At 38.6% G+C, this 19,226-nt stretch carries 17 protein-coding genes; 11 read left to right on the forward strand and 6 right to left on the reverse strand.

The window, feature by feature from the left end; translation table 11 throughout:
* The first annotated feature begins 50 nt into the window (after positions 1 to 50).
* On the forward strand, positions 51 to 2,681 hold the full coding sequence (gyrA, locus tag HXT59_RS01830) for a DNA gyrase subunit A (RefSeq protein WP_102703287.1): 2,631 nt from the start codon (positions 51 to 53) through the stop codon (positions 2,679 to 2,681).
* Between the two features lie 245 nt (positions 2,682 to 2,926).
* Positions 2,927 to 3,496, forward strand: coding sequence for a DUF3566 domain-containing protein (locus HXT59_RS01835; RefSeq protein ID WP_369827461.1), 570 nt, complete (start codon positions 2,927 to 2,929; stop codon positions 3,494 to 3,496).
* Between the two features lie 85 nt (positions 3,497 to 3,581).
* On the opposite strand, the gene mscL is transcribed toward HXT59_RS01835, so the two are convergent.
* A complete protein-coding gene (gene mscL / locus HXT59_RS01840) occupies positions 3,582 to 3,992 on the reverse strand; it encodes a large conductance mechanosensitive channel protein MscL (RefSeq protein ID WP_012913695.1) in 411 nt (136 codons plus the stop codon).
* A gap of 23 nt (positions 3,993 to 4,015) precedes the next feature.
* Entirely contained in the window at positions 4,016 to 4,753 is a 738-nt protein-coding gene (locus tag HXT59_RS01845) for a phosphatase PAP2 family protein (RefSeq protein ID WP_103013748.1), read from the reverse strand.
* 155 nt (positions 4,754 to 4,908) lie between these two features.
* Here HXT59_RS01845 and HXT59_RS01850 point away from each other — a divergent pair, with 155 nt between their 5' ends.
* The 7 genes from HXT59_RS01850 to pknB are packed head-to-tail and all read left to right on the forward strand — an operon-like array spanning position 4,909 to position 13,744.
* Positions 4,909 to 5,610, forward strand: a complete 702-nt coding sequence (locus tag HXT59_RS01850) for an FhaA domain-containing protein (protein ID WP_012913694.1) — start codon at positions 4,909 to 4,911, stop codon at positions 5,608 to 5,610.
* Between the two features lie 33 nt (positions 5,611 to 5,643).
* Entirely contained in the window at positions 5,644 to 6,180 is a 537-nt protein-coding gene (locus HXT59_RS01855) for an FHA domain-containing protein FhaB/FipA (RefSeq protein WP_004109549.1), read from the forward strand.
* Between the two features lie 3 nt (positions 6,181 to 6,183).
* The gene (locus HXT59_RS01860; RefSeq protein ID WP_116431997.1) at positions 6,184 to 7,848 is read left to right on the forward strand and encodes a protein phosphatase 2C domain-containing protein; all 1,665 of its coding nucleotides are present in this window, start codon (positions 6,184 to 6,186) and stop codon (positions 7,846 to 7,848) included.
* Positions 7,845 to 9,326 carry an FtsW/RodA/SpoVE family cell cycle protein gene (locus tag HXT59_RS01865; protein WP_004109544.1) on the forward strand — a complete coding sequence of 494 codons (1,482 nt, stop codon included), beginning with the start codon at positions 7,845 to 7,847 and terminating at the stop codon, positions 9,324 to 9,326. Before HXT59_RS01860 ends, HXT59_RS01865 begins: the two co-directional genes overlap by 4 nt.
* Positions 9,319 to 10,785: a peptidoglycan D,D-transpeptidase FtsI family protein gene (locus HXT59_RS01870; RefSeq protein WP_004109541.1), complete on the forward strand. Its 1,467-nt coding sequence runs from the start codon at positions 9,319 to 9,321 to the stop codon at positions 10,783 to 10,785. The genes HXT59_RS01865 and HXT59_RS01870 overlap by 8 nt, the downstream gene beginning before the upstream one ends.
* Positions 10,782 to 11,744: a serine/threonine-protein kinase gene (locus HXT59_RS01875; protein ID WP_004109538.1), complete on the forward strand. Its 963-nt coding sequence runs from the start codon at positions 10,782 to 10,784 to the stop codon at positions 11,742 to 11,744. Before HXT59_RS01870 ends, HXT59_RS01875 begins: the two co-directional genes overlap by 4 nt.
* Complete coding sequence (gene pknB / locus HXT59_RS01880) at positions 11,741 to 13,744, forward strand: Stk1 family PASTA domain-containing Ser/Thr kinase (RefSeq protein WP_421783983.1); 2,004 nt, start codon at positions 11,741 to 11,743, stop codon at positions 13,742 to 13,744. The genes HXT59_RS01875 and pknB overlap by 4 nt, the downstream gene beginning before the upstream one ends.
* 402 nt (positions 13,745 to 14,146) lie before the next feature.
* Here pknB and HXT59_RS01885 read toward each other — a convergent pair whose 3' ends face one another.
* Complete coding sequence (locus tag HXT59_RS01885; RefSeq protein WP_004109532.1) at positions 14,147 to 15,253, reverse strand: class E sortase; 1,107 nt, start codon at positions 15,251 to 15,253, stop codon at positions 14,147 to 14,149.
* Between the two features lie 45 nt (positions 15,254 to 15,298).
* On the reverse strand, positions 15,299 to 16,054 hold the full coding sequence (locus HXT59_RS01890; protein WP_421783985.1) for a DUF881 domain-containing protein: 756 nt from the start codon (positions 16,052 to 16,054) through the stop codon (positions 15,299 to 15,301).
* Positions 16,055 to 16,131: 77 nt separating this feature from the next.
* Between HXT59_RS01890 and crgA the strand changes: the two genes are divergently transcribed.
* Positions 16,132 to 16,524, forward strand: a complete 393-nt coding sequence (gene crgA, locus HXT59_RS01895; RefSeq protein ID WP_004106118.1) for a cell division protein CrgA — start codon at positions 16,132 to 16,134, stop codon at positions 16,522 to 16,524.
* A 63-nt stretch (positions 16,525 to 16,587) separates the two neighbouring features.
* Here crgA and HXT59_RS01900 read toward each other — a convergent pair whose 3' ends face one another.
* Positions 16,588 to 17,889 (reverse strand): THUMP-like domain-containing protein, encoded by a 1,302-nt coding sequence (locus HXT59_RS01900; RefSeq protein WP_421783987.1) that lies wholly within the window; start codon positions 17,887 to 17,889, stop codon positions 16,588 to 16,590.
* 256 nt (positions 17,890 to 18,145) lie between these two features.
* The gene (locus HXT59_RS01905) at positions 18,146 to 18,850 is read right to left on the reverse strand and encodes a rhomboid family intramembrane serine protease (RefSeq protein ID WP_012913690.1); all 705 of its coding nucleotides are present in this window, start codon (positions 18,848 to 18,850) and stop codon (positions 18,146 to 18,148) included.
* 161 nt (positions 18,851 to 19,011) lie between these two features.
* Between HXT59_RS01905 and HXT59_RS01910 the strand changes: the two genes are divergently transcribed.
* A complete protein-coding gene (locus HXT59_RS01910) occupies positions 19,012 to 19,221 on the forward strand; it encodes a hypothetical protein (RefSeq protein WP_004106126.1) in 210 nt (69 codons plus the stop codon).
* Positions 19,222 to 19,226: the final 5 nt, after the last annotated feature.

Raw genomic sequence — 19,226 nt, forward strand, 5'->3', positions numbered from 1 at the left:
AAGATAAAAAGAAAAAACTTTAATTTTTATAAGATTAAGAAGGAATTGAAGTGGTAGACGAAATAAATTCCGCTCGTGATGGTGCTGAGCGAGATCAGCTTCCAGATGGTTCTATGGAACCACAGAGCCCTCAGGAAGCAGATAATACTGATTATGGCTTAATGAAGGGTGCTCGCGTAAAGAACATGGATTTGCAGCAGGAAATGCGCGAATCTTATTTAGCTTACGCATTATCTGTTATTGTTGAGCGTGCTTTACCAGATGTTCGTGATGGTTTAAAACCTGTTCACCGTCGTGTTATTTATGCAATGTATGATGGAGGATACAGGCCTGATCGCGGATATAACAAGTGTTCTCGCGTTGTCGGTGATGTTATGGGTAAGTATCACCCTCATGGTGATTCTGCTATCTATGACACTTTAGTGCGTATGGCTCAGTCTTGGTCAATGCGCTATATGCTTGTTGATGGTCAAGGAAACTTTGGTTCTCCTGGTGATGATCCTGCAGCAGCAATGCGTTATACGGAATGTCGTATGGCACCGTTGGCTATGGAAATGGTACGAGATATCGATAAAGATACCGTTGATTTCCTGCCAAATTATGATGGTAAAACTCAAGAGCCTACGGTTTTGCCAGCTCGTTTCCCGAATCTTTTAGTTAATGGTTCTGCTGGTATTGCTGTTGGTATGGCAACCAATATTCCACCTCATAATATGCGTGAAGTGGCTGATGGTGTGCACTGGGCGTTGGATCATCCTGATGCAAGCAAAGAAGAACTTCTTGAAGCTTTAATTCAGCGAATTAAAGGACCTGATTTCCCTACTGGAGCAACAATCTTAGGTCACAAGGGAATTGAGCAAGCGTACCGCACAGGTCGCGGCTTAATTACAATGCGAGCAGTAGTTAATACTGAGGAAATTAAGGGACGCATGTGCTTGGTTGTTACCGAGCTTCCATACCAAGTTAATCCTGATCGCTTAGCTGCTTCTATTCGTGAAGCTGTACGAGATGGCAAAATTCAAGGTATTGCAGATATGCGCGACGAAACGTCTGGTCGTACTGGTCAGCGTTTGGTTCTTGTTCTTAAGCGTGATGCTGTTCCAAAAGTTGTTTTAAATAATTTGTATAAGCATTCGCAATTGCAGCAAACTTTCGGCGCAAATATGCTTGCTTTGGTTGATGGCGTTCCTAGAACTTTGAGTTTGGATGCGTTTATTCGTCATTGGGTAACTCATCAGCTTGAAGTAATTGATAGGCGTACACGTTACTTAAAGCGTGAAGCTGAAGAGCGAGATCATATTTTGCAAGGCTATTTGAAAGCTTTGGATATGATTGATGAAGTTGTGGCTTTAATTCGTTCATCTAAAGATGTTGAAACTGCTCGTACTGGTTTAATGAATTTGCTTGATGTTGATGAAGTTCAAGCGGATGCCATTCTTGCAATGCAACTTCGTAGACTTGCAGCTTTGGAACGTCAGAAGATTCTCGACGAGCATGAAGATTTGATGATTAAAATTGCTGATTACAACGATATTTTGGCAAGCCCAGAACGTCAGCGCAAAATTGTTGGCGATGAACTTGATGAAATTGTTGCAAAATATGGTGATGATCGCAGAACTAAGATTCTTCCATTCTCTGGTGAAATGAATGTTGAAGATCTTATTGCTGAAGAAAACGTTGTTGTAACAGTAACTCGCGCAGGTTATATTAAGCGTACTAAGGCAGACGAGTATCGTGCTCAACACCGCGGTGGTAAAGGCATTAAGGGTGCAAAGCTTCGTGAAGATGATGTAGTTGATCACTTCTTCTTAACTTCTACACACAATTGGTTGCTCTTCTTTACTAATCGTGGTCGAGTTTATCGTCTGAAAGCCTACGAACTTCCAGAAGGATCTCGCGATTCTAAAGGTCAGCATGTTGCTAATTTGTTGCAATTTACTCCTGGAGAAACAATTCAAGCAGTGTTATCAATTCCAAATTATGATGTTGCTAAATACTTGGTATTGGCAACTCGTTCCGGGAAAGTTAAGAAAACTGCATTGCAAGAGTATGATTCTCCACGTCAAGGCGGTTTGATTGCTGTACGTTTGATGGCAAATGAAGAAACAGGTGAACCTGTCGACGAGCTTATTGGTGCAGCTTTGTGCAATTCAGAAGATGACATTATTCTTGTTTCTAAGCTTGGAATGAGTTTGAAGTTTAGAGCAGATGATGAACAACTTCGACCAATGGGTCGTCAGACTGCCGGCGTTCAGGGTATGAGATTCCGTGAAGGTGACGAATTACTCGATATGGACGTTGTTGCGGCAGAAACTAGTAAAGATCTTCTTGTTGTTACTAATGAAGGTTTTGCTAAGCGAACTGCTATTGAAGAGTATCGTTTGCAAGGAAGAAACGGCTACGGTGTTAAAGCTGTTCAACTTGCAGAGGGTCGTGGTTCATTAGTTGGAGCTTTGATTGTTGAAGAAACAGATCAAGTAATGGCAATTATGAAGTCCGGTAAGGTAATTCGTTCTGACGTTAATGAAGTGAAGCGCACTGGTAGAACAACTCAAGGCGTAACCTTAGCTAAGCCGGATAAAGGCGATGAAATTATTTCTATTGCCCGTAATGAAGAAACGGATGACGAAGAAAATCAATTAGAAGAAAAAGAAGCTACTTCAGAAAATGAGGAAGCTTAAGAAACTTCTTATGTGGAATAATATTAATAATATTATTCCACAAAAATTTGAGAGTACTAATAAAAACTGTTCTAGTCTGTTTTTATTGGTACTCTCATTGGTATAATGACACTGATTATAGGCAAATTAATAAGAGAAGGAACACTGAGATGAGCGAAAATTTTGAGCCATCGCAAAATCCGATGAATATGAATGAGGAATCTGCAAGATTTTTGTCTAATGACACAGAATTATCTGCAGAAAAAATGGTTCCTTCTAAGGAAGTTAATTATTCAAGTGAAGAAAATAATTTTGATGAAATATCTGGTAATTCTTCTTTAGGAAATATTGTTAAAAATTCATCATCTTCTGGACGTGTTAGTGGTAGTTCCAATACGTATCGTCGTACAATTGGTGGTGCTGCTTCATCTATTTCCAATAAATCAAATGCAACAAAATCGGGACGTGTTCCGCGTGCTCGTCGTATGAGTCTTTCTTTAGTAAGAGTAGATGCATGGTCTGTAGCAAAAGTAACATTCCTTTTAAGCGTTGCAGGAGGAATTATTCAAGTTATTGCTGCAGGTTTAGTGTGGTTGTTCTTGAATATGATTGGTGTATTTGATCAAGTAACGCAGATTGTTTCTTCTACTGGTTTGGATAGTAACGGTTTTAATCTTGCAGATGTGTTCTCACTCCCAACAGTATTAAGTACTGTGACTATTTTTTCAATTGTAGAAATAATTATAATAACCGTATTATCTGCAATAATTGCTCTTCTATATAACGTTGTTGGTTCATTAGTTGGAGGAATTCACATTACTTTAGGTGACGACTGATAGTGTGAATAATTTAGCTTTGGATAATAAAATTCCCACTGTTTACTACGAAGCAGTGGGAATTTTTTATAAGAAAAATAAGAAATTAACGTTTTACTAGTTCGTCACGAATATCTTGTAACAGTTGAATAGTTTTTTCTTCACGCTCTTTTCTTTTTTCTTCTTCAGTTTTTTCATGTTCAATTTGCAACAAATCTGCACCAATTTCACGCAATTTATTAATAGGTAAAACAATGCAGAAATAAACTGCTGTAGCAACAATAAGGAAATTCAATAATGCTCCAATTACTGCGCCAAAAGAAATTGTTGCACCATTCATACTAATAGTTAGAACACCATTAAGTTCTGGCTTTCCAAAAATCATTGCAATAAGAGGATTAATAATATAATTAACTATCGTTGTTACTACTGAAGTTACTGCACTACCCATAACAACACCGACAGCCATGTCGATTACGCTGCCTCGTAAAATAAATTTTTTAAATCCTTTTATCATTAGTATTTTCTTCCTTTTATATATTATTGAATATTAGATTGTGAGTTAGAATCTAATATTTGTTCTTCGTAAGTAGATTTGTCATTATTTCTGTTGTCAATATATAAATTATGTCGCTGGAACGAGCGCAAAATTGTAACAGAAAGTAGTGGATATATAATTGCTGCAGCTAATACATCCGTAGGGAAATGAGCAGCGACAATAATACGTGAAACAGCAACTATAACAACAAGAATTGCGCTAAAAAGTAATCCAAATTGAATTGATGATGGTTTATTGATGTAAAGAATCAACATTGCCATAACGCAAACTGCTACAGCTGCTGAAGTGTGTCCACTTGGGAAACTTGGATCAGTTGGTAATTTAATATTCAAACCAATGTACGGACGCGGACGATTTACAGCAAATTTAACTGCAAAAATGTAAATCATAGGAAGAAGCGAAATTAAAAGTTGAATTATTGTCATCTTCCAATTTTTATTTATAAATAATGAAAGCGCTGCTAATAAAACAAGTATTGCTATGCAACCCTTAGTTGAAAAAACTAAAGCTAATATTTTTGAAATACTGAGAATTACAGAGGGAACACTCTTGTGGAACCAAGAAACTATGGATGATTCATAAGTGCGCTCTTTACTAGTAACTAGTAGTGCTTTTCCTAAGCACGGAATAACAACTGCGAGTAATAGTGTAAAAATAGTAGCGGAATTTCTAGTGAAAACCGATAATCCGCTGTGATTATTGTTATTTTTCTGCATCATACTTGTTAAGATTACACGCACAATGATGTAAATGCACGTTGGAGAGTACGAAATAATATGTATAAAAAAGAAAATATATTAGAAGAAAAGCGTGTGGTAGTTGAACACCGTACCCGGTGACGAGTACTATGATGAACAGATAGAAAGGGTTTACCATGAGCGTGTTTGACCGATTTGAGAAGAGCGTGGAAGGTGCAATGAACAGCGTCTTCGCAAAATTCGGCTCCAAAGATTTGCAGCCAGTCGATTTTTCGAGTGCTTTGGAACGTGAAATTGACGCTGAAGCCATGCCTATTGGCAGAGATCACACAGTTGCTCCAAATGAGTACCGTTTTAAGCTGAGTACGCCTGATTTTGATCATATTGAACAATGGGGTAGTGAAGCATTAGCTAATGAGCTTGCAGATAATCTTACTCAATATGCTAAGAGTCAGCATTATGCTTTCGTAGGACCTGTAGTTGTTATTTTTGAAGAGGATTTGGAATTAACTAAAGGTAATTTCCATTTGACATCTGAATCTGTTCAGGGTAATGCTGTTCCTGTTACTACTGAGGATCAATCGCAGAATCACCCGATGCTTGAAATTAATGGTAACCAGTACTTGCTTACAAAGGATCGTACTATTTTAGGACGTGGGTCTGGTTGCGATATTGTAATAGATGATCCAGGTATTTCTCGTCATCATCTTGGTATTGATATAACTCCTGACGGTGTTATTGCTCGTGATCTTGGATCTACGAATGGTACATATGTAGAAGGTCATCAGGTTCCTGCAGCAACATTGGTTGATGGCAACACTATTACTATTGGTCGTACGCGTATTCTTTATTGGGCATCGTCTCAAGACCAGGAGTAATAAGTATTTCCGAGCTAGGAGACGATAACGCGCATGATGTTTACTGAATTAACGTTTGCAATACTTAAGTATGGCTTTTTAGTCTTACTTTGGATTTTTGTATGGTGCGCTATCCGTTCGCTTCGCTGCGATATTGAAGTATTTAGTCCTAAAAAATCTCGTTTTTGGAAGAAAAGTTCTCGTCGTAATTCTCGTGAAGCAAAGTTTTCACAAGTTATGCAAGTGCGTGAGACGCCAGTATTTGCCAAAGCAGAAAATCAAGAAAATACATCCGGTTCTCCAACTTTGTTAGTTGTTATTGATGGACCTTTGGCAGGATCTTCATTCCCATTGAACGCTGCTGGTGTGACTCTTGGTCGTGCTGCTTCTAATACAGTCGTATTAAATGATGAATTTGTATCTTCACACCATGCTCGTGTTTATTTTAATCAATCAGTTAATTCTTGGGTTCTTGAAGATTTAGGTAGCACAAATGGAACCATGATTGGTCATAATCGTGTTACTGAGCCTGTTATATTAGCTCCGCGTACTTCTGTGCGAATCGGCGCAACAATGTTTGAATTGAGGTAACAAATGAAACAAATCAATTCAAATAACGAAGAAGAAATTCAGACCGCAGTTACTGGGCAAATAGAAAAAATATCATCTATAACAGATAAAAATGATATTAAAGAAAATCGCGCAAATTCTGTAGAAAAAATACTTTTTATGTATGCTACGGCTGTCAGTGATGTTGGAACTGTTCGTAGTAATAATCAAGATTCTGCATTTGCTGGTGAACATTTAGCTGCAATTTGCGACGGAATGGGTGGTCATGCTGGAGGAGATACAGCTTCTACTATAGCGATTCGTTCTCTTGCACATATTGAACAAGATTCAAGACCGCATGATGTTAAAACTGTTTCTTCAATGATGGAAACATCGATTATGGCTGCTCATGATGCGATTGTTGGTAAAGCTAAGCGTGAGCGCCGTCTTGCTGGAATGGGAACGACAGTTACTGCAGTAACTCTTGTAAGAGGATACTGGGTTCTGGCTCATTTAGGTGATTCTAGAGCGTATCTACTAAGAGATAATCATCTTATGCGCATGACTACTGATCATAGTTATGTTCAGCATTTGATTGATACAGGTCATATTACGCCTGAAGAAGCGCGAAATCATCCTCAACGAAATGTTGTTATGCGAGTACTAGGTGATTTTGATATAGATCCTCGTCCTGATATTGCTTTGCGTTCAGCTCATCCTTCTGATCGTTGGCTTCTTTGCTCTGATGGATTGTGTGGAGTTCTTGAAGATTCAACTATTCAAGATGTGATGAGTAGTATTTCTAATCAAGAAGAATGCGCTCAAAAATTAGTATCTATGGCACTTCGTGCTGGTAGTACAGATAATGTTACAGCCGTTATTGCAGATGCAACGCTTGCACTTGATGCTGATGCATTTGATCTTCCGCATCAAACTCCACTTATTGGAGGAGCTGCAAGTAAGGATCTCGAGTCAATTGCAGATATCGTAAATAAAGCAGTAGCTTCAGCACCGGCATTGCGCGAAGATAAGAATTCACCAGCTCAAAGAGCAGCTGCGCTAGCTCAAGATGATGATAATTCTAAAAATCCAGATGAAGGAACAATATCTATTACAAGAATTGTGCAACCTTCACACATTCGTGAAGAAGTTGGAGAATTACATACACCTGACACTAATGAGATCCCTATAGTCAAAAAAAAGAATGGTAAAGTTTCAACAGATCCTCATGATCCAGATGTTGCTCGTGCTGTTAAACATGAGCAGGATGAGGCACATCGTGCTCATTCATTGAGGCGTAGATGGACTCGCATAGGCATATCTTTGGGAATATTACTAGTATTATTTGTTATTTCTGGAGTAGGTTACGGAGTATATGCGTGGACTCAAACGCAATATTATATTGGAAAAGACAGTAACAAAGTTGTTATTTATCAAGGAGTGCCAACAAATATTTTTGGTATTGCATTATCTCACAAAGTGGAATCTACTGACATCTCTGTTAATAAACTAGATAAATCTTGGCAGGATCAATTAAAAGAAGGTATTAGTTTTGGCAGCTTAGTTGAGGCTCGTGGTCATGCTTCGTTAATTCGTCGAGAAATGCGTGCGCGAGAACAAGAAAAACTTAATGAACAGAATCAAAAGAAATTAGAAAATAAAATAAATAAAAATAAAGATAACGCGAAGCAAGGGGGTAAAACCTCATGAATATGATTGCTACGCGTATCAGACAGATAGCATTGTTGCTTTTTGCAACATTGCTTTCTGGCATGGCATTTTTACAGATGTTTTTCCGTATTGACGGTTATATTTCTGCTAATTATGCAGCAATGTTGATTCTCGTTATGGCACTGTTTTTCGTATTTTGGGGTGTTCTTCTTGTTAAACAGCCATATGCAAGTCAAGCTATTTTACCTTGTATTATGCTTTTAACTGCAATTGGAACAGTTCTTATAGCTAGAATCGATAGGCAAAATAATACAAATGTTGCAATAAAACAAATGGTGTGGATTTGTGCAGCATTAGTATTATCAATTATTTTCGTTATTCTTTTGAAAGATTATCGCATTTTAAGGCGTTTTTCTTATGTGAATATGGTTATAGGCTTGATTCTTTTGCTTTCACCTATGGTTCCTGGATTAGGTAAAGAAATTGGTGGAGCGAGAATTTGGATAGGTTTTGGAGATCACACAGTGCAACCAGGAGAGTTTGCTAAGCTTTTCCTGTCATTCTTCTTTGCTGCGTACCTGTTTAATCATCGTGATCGACTTGCTGTAGGTGGAAATAAGGTTTTGGGAGTTCACCTTCCTCGCTTACAAGACATGGGACCTATTGCTTTAGTATGGGCAGCATCAATGGGTGTGCTTGTTATCCAGCATGATCTTGGAACGTCATTGATGTTCTTCGCAATGTTTGTGTCAATGTTGTATGTGGCAACAGGTCGCAGAGGATGGATTGCTGTTGGGGGTATTGCTTTTGTAGCTGGATGCTTGATGGCAGTAAAGTTATTCGCACATGTGCAATATCGTGTGGATTCGTGGCTTCATCCATTTGATAATGCGGTTTATAATCGTTTCCCTGGTGGCTCAGCGCAAATTGTATCTGGATTGTTTGGTTTGGCTGCTGGAGGAACAACCGGAACAGGTTTAGGACAAGGTCATCCTTCTATAACACCGCTAGCTAATTCTGATTTTATTTATGCTTCTGTTGGTGAAGAGCTTGGTCTTACTGGGCTTCTAGCCGTATTGGTTTTGTATTTAATTATTATTGCATCCGGAATGATTACTGCAATGAAAATTAAAGATGGCTTTGGAAAATTATTAGCTTCAGGGCTTGTTTTTACTATGGCTTTCCAAGTGTTTACTGTTGTTGGTGGAATTACTTTGGTTATTCCATTAACCGGTTTAACTTTGCCGTATATGGCAGCTGGAGGTTCTTCTTTAGTAGCAAATTATTTGCTTGCATCTTTGCTTATTGTTATTTCTCACGCTGCAAATAAACCTGAACCTGCTCCTGTTTCCGATACTTTCCAATACGCTGCCTTAGCAGCGTTGCGCGAGCGTGAATTGCAAGAGCGAGCTAATACGAATACAAATAATAGTGAATATAACAATACAGATTATGAAAATAATATAGATGCTTCTGCTGTTATTTCCTCTTCAGAAAGAGGTGATAACAATGAATAAAAGTCTTAGAGAACTTTTTACTGCAGTATTGGTACTTTTTGTAATACTTGGTATTTCAAGTACAATTATTACTTCTATTAAAGCGAATGCTCTAAATTCTGATCCTCGAAATCGCAGAGCTTTATACCATGAGTTTGGCGCTCCACGTGGAGCAATACTTACATCAGATGGCACAGTTATAGTGAAATCTGAACCATCTAAAGATGCTTTTGTGTATCAACGTCAGTATTCTAACGGATTAGTATATGCTCCAGTTACTGGATATTTTTCTATTAGCCAGCGTGCAGATAGAGGAATTGAAGCTTCTCGTAATAGTTTATTAAGTGGAGAATCAGATGCTCTGTTCTGGCAAAGATTCCGTTCATTATTTACTGGAGCAACTAATCGCGGAGCTTCTATAGAAACATCAATTGATTCACGTTTGCAAAATCTTGCTTACAATCTTCTTAAAGGCAAAGACGCAGCTTTAGTTGCAATTGAGCCAAAAACCGGAAGAATTCGCGCCATGGTAAGCACTCCAAGTTATGATCCGAATGATCTTGCTCTTCACAATATTAATGAAGTAAATAAATCGTATGAGAGAATAACATCAGATGTGTCAAATCCTATGCTGAATCGTGCTGTTTCTGAGCTTTATGCTCCTGGCTCTACGTTCAAAACTGTTGTTGCAGCAGCAGCATTAGAATCTGGAAAATACAAGCCTGATACGAAAATACCTGCTGGTGCGAGCTATGTTTTGCCTGGAACCAAGACGTCTCTTACAAATGTCACTTACCAAGCGAATGGCGTTGATGGAAAAATATCTTTTGAGGATGCTTTAGCATATTCGTCTAATACTGCTTTTGCTCAATTGGGTAATTCTTTAGGATCTGACGTAATTGTAAAGCAGGCAAGAAAGTTTGGATTCTTCGATTCGCTGCCTATTGATGGTTCTGATTCTACTGGATTCCCAATACGATCCGTGAAATCTACTTTTTCTATTAAGCCAACTCCAGATAGACTAGCTCTGGAATCAATAGGTCAAGGTGATGCTAAGGTTACACCTTTGCAAAACGCTATGATTGCGGCAGCTATTGCAAATAATGGAACATTGATGAAGCCTACTCTTGTTGATTGTGTAAGATCTAGCGATTTGTCAGTATTGTCACAAACTAGACCAACCGTTATGAACCAAGTAATGAGTAGTGACAGTGCATCTAAATTAACTTCTATGATGCAGGCTGTTGTTACAAAAGAAAATCCTAATCTTGCTTTACCTAATATTCATGTTGCGGCTAAAACAGGTACTGCACAGATTGGAATGTATAATCAAGCTGCTAATGGTTGGGTTATTGGATTTGCTCCTGCTGAAAATCCTAGAATAGCTATAGCGGTTATAGTACATAACACAAGTACATTTGGTAGTTACGCGGCAGGACCTATTATGCGACAAGTGATGGAGGAGGCGCTTAAACAATGAAACTCGTTGAAGGACAGTTAGTTCATCATCGTTATAGACTTGATCGCCGCCTTGCTCAAGGCGGTATGGGAGAAGTTTGGAAAGGCTTTGATATTCAACTTGGGCGAATTGTTGCCATTAAGGCGTTACGTACAGATACCGTAAACGTTGAAGCAAAATTACGTCGTCTTCGTGCTGAAGCGCATAATTCAGCAAATTTAGCGCATCCTAATATTGCAGCATTATTTGACTATTATGAGCACGATGGTATTGGATTCCTAATTATGGAATATGTGCCAAGTAAATCATTGGCAGATTTGTATCATAAAGAAAAAATAATTGATCCTACCAAGTTACTTCCTATTCTTATTCAAACAGCTCGAGGACTTTTTGTAGCTCATTCTCATGGCGTAATTCATCGCGATGTAAAACCTGCAAATATTATGGTTTCTGATACTGGCAATGTGAAAATCACAGATTTTGGTGTGTCATATTCCAGTGACCAAGAACAGATCACTCAAGATGGCATGGTAGTTGGAACAGCTCAATATATTTCTCCAGAACAAGCACAAGGTGAACAAGCTACTGCACAATCTGATATTTATTCGTTAGGTGTTGTGGCATATGAAGGTTTGTGCGGACATCGTCCATTTACTGGAGCAACGCCGGTAGATATTGCTGCTGCACATGTTAATGATCCTGTACCACCTTTGCCAGAAAATGTTGATTTGCAATTACAACAGTTTATTATGTCTATGCTTGCAAAGAATCCAAAAGATCGTCCAAAAGATGCATTAGTTGTGTCGAAAGTATTATCTCGTATTGAGCGCAGACTGCTAGATCAAGAAACAGCCTTCAACAATACAACAGGAGTACTTTCTACAAATTTGCGACAACGAAGATGTATTAAAAGTATGCCGCAAAACCAAGTAAATATTATTAATATTTTTAATACCAATGATCGCAAGGAGCAGCAATGAATACCACAATGCCCACCTCATTAGCGAATGGTCGATACGAATTAGGGGAGCTTATTGGCCGCGGCGGCATGGCGGAAGTGCGTGTTGCTGTTGATAAGCGCTTAGGTCGTACAGTTGCTGTGAAAATCATGCGTTCCGATTTAGCGAACGATGAGATTTTCCTTTCGCGATTCCGCAGGGAAGCGCATGCCATTGCGCAGATGAACAATCCTAATATTGTGAATATTTATGATTCTGGAGAAGAATCTGTTATAGCAGAAAATGGCTTAGAAGAGCGTTTACCGTATCTTGTAATGGAATACATCAAAGGTAAAACATTACGCGATATTCTAAAAATGAATGGAGCTTTAAGTCAGAGAGACGCTGAACAAGTTATGCTTGGCGTACTCAATGCTTTAGAGTACTCACACAGAATGGGTATTATTCACCGCGATATTAAGCCTGGAAATATTATGATTTCCGAACAAGGCTTAGTAAAAGTCATGGATTTTGGAATAGCTAGAGCTCTTGATGATTCTGCAACAACTATGACACAGTCTCAAGGTGTTGTTGGAACAGCACAATATTTGTCTCCAGAGCAGGCTCGTGGTGAACAAGTAGATATGCGCTCTGATTTGTATTCTGCAGGGTGTGTGCTGTATGAAATGCTAACTGGACGTCCTCCTTTTATTGGAGATTCAGCTGTTGCCATCGCATATCAGCATGTTTCAGAAGTGGCGACACCTCTTAGCACACTTGTTCCAGGCATGCCTGCTATGTGGGACAAGATTTGTGCTAAAGCAATGGCAAAAGATAGACAAAATAGATATGCCACAGCATCAGAGTTTAAGAATGACATTCTAGCGTTTATGAACGGCGGAGTGCCTGTTGCAGCAGCGTTTAATCCATTGACTGATTTAGCTAATATGAAGGCGCGTAAGCAGGCTGAACAGGATGCTGCAACTATGGCTATGGGCATGACAGATGGTGCTGCAACTCAATCGTTTAATCCTATTACTGGTCAAGTTGAATCTGCAAATATTGCATTTTCTCCTAGCACGCGCGCGTCACAAAGAGCAACAATGCAAGCGCAACGTCGTAAACGAGTAGTAATCGGATCTATAGTTGGAGTATTAGTAACAGTATTAGTTCTTCTGGGTGTGCTGTTTATGCTCAATCGAAGTCGTGCTACTGGAGATGTTGTAGTTCCAACATTTATGGAGACAACAACGCAGGATGCTGCTCGTGAAAAGTTGCGTGCACTTGGTTTGGTTCCAGATATTCGTGAAGATGATCATTCTTCTCAACCTGAGGGAACTTTTACTAAGCAATCACCGCGTGGAGGTGAGCATGTTGCTTCTGGATCCAAGGTGACTGTATGGTTCTCGGTTGGACCACAATCAACTCGCGTGCCAGATGTAAGTGGTAAAACGCAAGAAGCTGCTCGTAAAATGCTTGAGCGTGCTGGGTTTAAGATTGCTAATGTTCGAGTAGAAGATAGTGCAGATATTAAGAAAGATCATGTAACTCGCACAGATCCTGACGCAGATTCGTTTGCTGATAAGGGTACGTTAATTACTTTATATATTGCATCCGGTTTAACTAAAATTCCTGACGGTCTTGTTGGTCAAAGCAAAGACATTGTGGTTAGCCAATTAGAGAATTTTGGTTTTACTACGGATGTAGTTAAGGAAGATTCAGATAATGTGCCTGAAGGTTCTGTAACTCGACTAAATCCGTCGTCTGGTTCCTCTGTTAAACCACACAGCTCTATTACTGTGTATGTTTCTCAAGGTGCTTCGAAAGTTGAAGTTCCTAGTATAGATCTTGGTACTGTTACCTTCAAACAGGCGAAGAAAATACTTGAAGCAAAAGGTTTGAGAGTAGTATCTGATTCAATGGCAAAAGATGACGATATAGTCATGAGCATGTCTGAGGAAGCAGGAAGCAAGGTTGAGAAGGGCAAAGCGATTACATTAGTTACACGTCCAAGCCTTGGTTCTTCATCTGATTCAGACTGATTTAGATTTGTATTAGATTAAGTCTGTAAAAAATAATGTATATGCTGCTTGTTCTACAAGAAAAGTAGAACAAGCAGCGTTTTTGTATCTCTAATGTTTGTATCTCTAATAAAATCCGTATATTACTTATAAAAATTGATGCGTGAAAATAGATCTGCATAAATAGACTTATATTAGGTTGCAAAGTATGTGATAAAACGAAAAAATAGCTGTTTAAGATATGTTTGTTTATTTAGACATAGTTTTACAGCAATGCGTTATTTTATGTGTTTCTATAGGCTTTTATTTTATTAATATAAACAAAAGGCGACTGCGCTTCATACGCAATCGCCTTAAATGTTTTTATTTTGTAAGTTTTAAAGCAATCGTAAGAATATTTAAAACTTACTACTTAACCCGTTATCATACAGTTGTTGAGTAATTAGACATCTGCTGAAGGAATGGAATTGTAGATGCGCCCCAAGGGAAAATCCACTGGAATAATGCTAATACAATGAAGAAATAAATCAGAATCGAAAGAATCCAACGAATCGCTGTAATACCTGGTTGTATGCGCAAAAGACCGCCAAAAATGCTTGCATCAGGCTTTTTCTTTAATCCAGAATGAATAGCGCGAAGTTCTGGCCATTGCCAAGCAATTGCTCCTGCTACGAAAATCATCATATACACTAATAAAACAACCACCATAACTGGCACTAGTGAAGAAAGACGAGAAACTAGAGATTGTTGCTCATTGTTAATAAACTTCACTTTTCCTTGCTCATCAATAGTAGAAAGTTCTTTTGGAATGCCATCGCTAATCTTTGCCCAATAAGCGAATTTTGCGTAGCTAATCCAGCGATGAGTTGCAGCAGTATACTTAGGTTCGCACGTTGTAAGAGTAAGCATACGTTTTGTTGGTTTCTCACCAGGATGATCAGGATTTGCATCAATAACTTCACCGTGATCTGGTGTAACAATCTTGTAAGAAGTGTACTTATAGACGAACCAATAATCCTTTGTACGAACTACTATTGCGTCGCCAGGCTTCAGTAAGTCTACATCTCCCAATGGCTGACCATAACCATTTCGGTGACCTGCTACTGCAAAATTACCTATTGCGCCAGGCATTTGTGTGGTTGGATAATGACCTAAACCACGCTTGCTTAAGATGTCTGGCGTAATGCCTTCTACAACATTTCGTTCCCACTGATTTCCAAAACGTGGTATGTATAAACGAGCTACAAGGTCTTCAGACTTTGGTTTGCTTAAAGCAGGTGGGTCAGTATTCTGTGGTAAAGCAATCTTCGTTTTATCACCAGTTTTTGGGTTTTGCCAAGATATTGCTTGACGTGCCTCTACTTGAGTGTGCTCAGCCTGCTCTCCAGTCCACCACATTTGCCATGCAATGTACAATGCGCAAATAACTGCAAAAGCTATCAACAGTTCGCCAATAATTCCAGCGGCTTGCCACCAGAAATTCGAGCTGCTACGCTTCGTTTTTCCTTCCTGCATATTAGCAGATTGCATAGTGTGCTACTCCTTTATTGATGTATGAAGACTTTGCAACATATTTTATTTGTTTAGCACTTTAGGAACTGTTGCGTACCTTAATGGTTGCAACAAAGCCGATGCTTCAGGGAATCGCAGATTATTCTTTTTCTCCACTTTCCATCCTAATCCAAACGAACTTACATACTCCTTGTAGGTGTGTATGGCTGGTGAATTGTTTAGAGCATCAACCATGCTATCTATTGGACCAATAGCAGATATTTTATACGGTGGCGAGTACTGATGACCTTGCAACATAAGAACGTTACCAATACAAACAACTGCGGAGTTAAATAATACTCGCTGATCCTGAATAGTTATTGCTTCTGCTCCGCCGCGCCACAAAGCATTTACTACAGCTTCAATATCTTGCTGGTGGATTACGTAATCATTAATGGTTCCGGATGTTCCGGAACCATTAACTGCGCCTTTCCATAGAGGAGAGTCGTTGAGAGTTACAACAATTCCAGGTCCTTCAAGTTTTGGAAGTACGGTACTACTTCCAGTATCAGAAGATTCTTTTCCTTCACTAGTGCTGCTACCAAGCGTTTTATTAAGTAAATTAATTTTAGAATCTAAAGATTTTATATCTTCTCGTAAATTTTTTGTGCGCTGTGAATTTCTTTCAACCATTTGACTCGTATTAGAAGTCACAAAAGCAGAGCGGTTTACGCGCAAGTTAAGAACGAATAAATAGCCGGTAAGAAATACTGCAGCGGCAACAGCAAAACTGCTTAACAGCGAGTGTTGAGCACGATGTTTCCCAGTTCTCTTAGCCATATTTTATCTTCATCCTTCACGCGTTCGAGTGTAACCACTATTATAGCGTGTAGCCGATTGATTGGAGAGTTACAGTTATGGCTGATGAAGAATTGCACACGACTGCAGCTGACGACGCTGCAAAGAAGAGCGATACGTCAAATGAGAATACTTATGGCGTTCCTATGGACGAAGTTGAAGCAGTGTTGAATGCTACTGCGGATAAAGCAACGCTTTCTCCACAGATTCAGCAAATGATGCAGAGACAAGCTGAAAATAGGCGACGTGTCGAAGAAAGCATTAAAGGCACAAAAGCTAATGCTGCATGGTTTGTGCCGCTGTTCTGCACATTAATGGTTGTTGGATTAATTTGGGCTGTTGTTTATTATTTGAACCCTGTGCTTCCAATCCCTGGAATTGGTGCATGGAATTTAGTTATTGCATTAGTAATAGTAATGACTGGATTCATTATGACAATGTGGTGGCGTTAGTCTGTAAAACAAACTGCTTAATATGTTTTAAAAGTAGCTATGCAAATGTTGCGTAGCTACTTTTTATTTTGGTGCTGCTACTGCTCGAATAAGTATGTGATTTTTATTGTTATCAGTTGTTGCGATAATTCTTGTATTTCCGCCATCTTGTAAGTTTAATTTTTGGCGCAATGCTTCTACAGGTATTGGAAAGTTACGAGTAACAATATTTGCATGAGTAATATCAGCAAAAGTTTGTTTTATTTCTCGTTTATTCATGCTGCATATATTTTCAATTTTCCATGTCTTTCCTGGAAATTCTGAGTAGTATTCTTCCGATACGTAAACATGACTATTCGCACTGATTTGTTGTATATTGTATTGAGTTTCTAACACTGAAAAACAGCCAGCTTTCATGATTGCTGCATTTGGCTCATAAACGTATTGCGACCATTCTGGCCAGTTATTTATATCTAAAATTTCATCTTTTTTATTATTTTCTAAAACATTTGATTCAGGCTGTATTGATACCTGATTTGTTGAAGTATTGTAAGTTGCTTGTATAACAGTTATTTGATTGTCGTTTGCGCAATATACTGGTACTTTTGTGTGCTGAGAGTTACTGAGTATTATCAATAGTTCCTTGCACTCGTTATTATGTGCGACTATATGTATGGCTTCTACATTGCCACTGAAATCACTAACTGTTTTGTGCCAATCAAGCATTGGAGAAAGTTTAATAATCACTATTTCTGCTTTAGTGAGCAACTGATTTTTAAGATCTAATACATTTGGAGTGCAATCTTCAATAGCGTATGTGCGAGATCCTTGTTTGTTACGACGAGCTGGATCGACGTATATTACCGTTGACTTAGGAATATTTTTGAGTGCATCAAGGCTATTGTTGTTGTAGCATTTTACGTTTGTAATACCAAGTGCATTCATATTATGATGTGCAATGCTAGAAAGTTCGTTTTGCTGTTCAATACAAATGGCAGAATCGAAAACTTCAGACATTATTGTGCAATCAACGCCAAAGCCGCCAGTAAGGTCCACAAGTGTGCTACTAAAATTTTCTGAATTTAATTTGTTGAGTAATTCTTTTGCGACATTTGCCTTGTATTGTGCTGTTGACTGAGAAGAACACTGTTCCATAGAAATATGCGCAGGGTATATAACTTCGTTGCAGGAAGCCCATTTTGGTAGTTTTTGTTGCGCAATCTGTCTACCTGCTATTTGGTTAATTGCAAATGGTATGTCGATGTTTGCATTGCGTGGAGCTTTAAGAGCAGCTTTACTTGGTGACAATTGTGCGTTTTCTTTAATAAAAGTGAGTGTAGAAGCGTTTGCTGGTTCTATTGTTTTTGGAACTTGAAGTGTAGACATAAATCTCATTCCTTATGGAGGTGTAGAAAATTTTAGAGCAAGTAAATTTTAAAATTGTGTAGTCGATAGTTTAGTCCACAAAAAATTTAAATTGTGGATAACTCTTATACACTTGTGCACAGGTTCAAAAAAGGCAAGTTATCAACGTTTGTGATTAACTATGTGGATAACTTATATAGTTGTCACCAATTTAGGCACAACTTATACACAATCCTGTGCACATCGGTGGAAAACTACACGTGTGTAATTTAATAAATCATGCCTTCAAACAAAACATTGCACAAGCAGTGAGAATAGCAAATAGTGATACAAAATACACTAAGAAACGCGTATTAAACGAAGCTTTTTTAAGTAGCGGATTTTGTACTCCGAGCAATGCTGCAATTGCGGTACCCGAAACTAAGCCTCCAATGTGTGCTTGCCAAGCGATATTAGGCACAATAATTGGCATAGCGAGAGTAATAGCAATCCAAATAATTGTTCCTCGCATGTTTTCTCCTAGTCGCCATTGTGCTACGAGAAGTGCGCCTATAAGCCCCATAATAGCTCCCGAAGCACCGTATGAAGCGACGAACCAATTATTAGTGAGTTTGCACCATACAATATCAGCTACGCTTCCGCCAAAGCCGGATATTAAATATAATCCAAAAAACTTCCATTTACCGAAGAATCGTTCTAATTCAACTCCGAGCGACCAAAGACATAGCATATTGAAGAAAATATGGGTTAAATTTGGTGCGTGAACAAACATTGATGTGAACCAAGTCCAAGGTGTCTGTAACGCAGTGATTGGAAGAAACGCAGTATAGCTTATTAGAGTCGAATAATAATTTGGATATGCAAAGTTCAGTATCATTTCCAATATCCAAATAAAAATGCATGAATATACTAAAATGGCTGTGGTTGTGTTAAAACGAAATCTTATATTATTTAAAATATTTTTAATATCAAAGTTGTGCATATGCTTATGATATCGGTTTTACTCCACAAATTTAATCAATAACATTATTTAAAAAAGATGCAACTCTGAAGAAAAGCAACTATGATAGTTATTACGCGACAAAAAGCGGTATAGATTGTTGACTTGGACGAGCAGGTCAGCTTAACCGGAAAGGAGCCATCATGGAGAACAGATCCTCTGGCGGTTGGAAGTTCTTTGCACTGCTCTTCGGAGCACTGCTCGCAGGTATTGCTGCGTTGTATGTGTACAAGCAGCATAATCCTGATTATGACCCTTGGGAGGAACCATGGGAGAACAGTTCTTCGCCAATTGACCTAGGGTTAGAAAAAGAAGAGAAAGAAGCTAACGATACTCCTGCCGCCGAGGCATAAGTGAC

This window comes from Gardnerella sp. KA01001, assembly GCF_049244025.1.
Lineage (GTDB): Bacteria > Actinomycetota > Actinomycetes > Actinomycetales > Bifidobacteriaceae > Bifidobacterium > Bifidobacterium swidsinskii.

Bases quoted from the DNA above. Each gene is read 5' to 3' on its own strand.
- HXT59_RS01835 (WP_369827461.1), top strand. From the start codon at position 2,927: ATGGTTCCTTCTAAGGAAGTTAATTATTCAAGTGAAGAAAATAATTTT.
- mscL (WP_012913695.1), bottom strand. From the start codon at position 3,992: ATGATAAAAGGATTTAAAAAATTTATTTTACGAGGCAGCGTAATCGAC.
- HXT59_RS01845 (WP_103013748.1), bottom strand. From the start codon at position 4,753: ATGATGCAGAAAAATAACAATAATCACAGCGGATTATCGGTTTTCACT.
- HXT59_RS01850 (WP_012913694.1), top strand. From the start codon at position 4,909: ATGAGCGTGTTTGACCGATTTGAGAAGAGCGTGGAAGGTGCAATGAAC.
- HXT59_RS01855 (WP_004109549.1), top strand. From the start codon at position 5,644: ATGATGTTTACTGAATTAACGTTTGCAATACTTAAGTATGGCTTTTTA.
- HXT59_RS01860 (WP_116431997.1), top strand. From the start codon at position 6,184: ATGAAACAAATCAATTCAAATAACGAAGAAGAAATTCAGACCGCAGTT.
- HXT59_RS01865 (WP_004109544.1), top strand. From the start codon at position 7,845: ATGAATATGATTGCTACGCGTATCAGACAGATAGCATTGTTGCTTTTT.
- HXT59_RS01870 (WP_004109541.1), top strand. From the start codon at position 9,319: ATGAATAAAAGTCTTAGAGAACTTTTTACTGCAGTATTGGTACTTTTT.
- HXT59_RS01875 (WP_004109538.1), top strand. From the start codon at position 10,782: ATGAAACTCGTTGAAGGACAGTTAGTTCATCATCGTTATAGACTTGAT.
- pknB (WP_421783983.1), top strand. From the start codon at position 11,741: ATGAATACCACAATGCCCACCTCATTAGCGAATGGTCGATACGAATTA.
- HXT59_RS01885 (WP_004109532.1), bottom strand. From the start codon at position 15,253: ATGCAATCTGCTAATATGCAGGAAGGAAAAACGAAGCGTAGCAGCTCG.
- HXT59_RS01890 (WP_421783985.1), bottom strand. From the start codon at position 16,054: ATGGCTAAGAGAACTGGGAAACATCGTGCTCAACACTCGCTGTTAAGC.
- crgA (WP_004106118.1), top strand. From the start codon at position 16,132: ATGGCTGATGAAGAATTGCACACGACTGCAGCTGACGACGCTGCAAAG.
- HXT59_RS01900 (WP_421783987.1), bottom strand. From the start codon at position 17,889: ATGTCTACACTTCAAGTTCCAAAAACAATAGAACCAGCAAACGCTTCT.
- HXT59_RS01905 (WP_012913690.1), bottom strand. From the start codon at position 18,850: ATGCACAACTTTGATATTAAAAATATTTTAAATAATATAAGATTTCGT.
- HXT59_RS01910 (WP_004106126.1), top strand. From the start codon at position 19,012: ATGGAGAACAGATCCTCTGGCGGTTGGAAGTTCTTTGCACTGCTCTTC.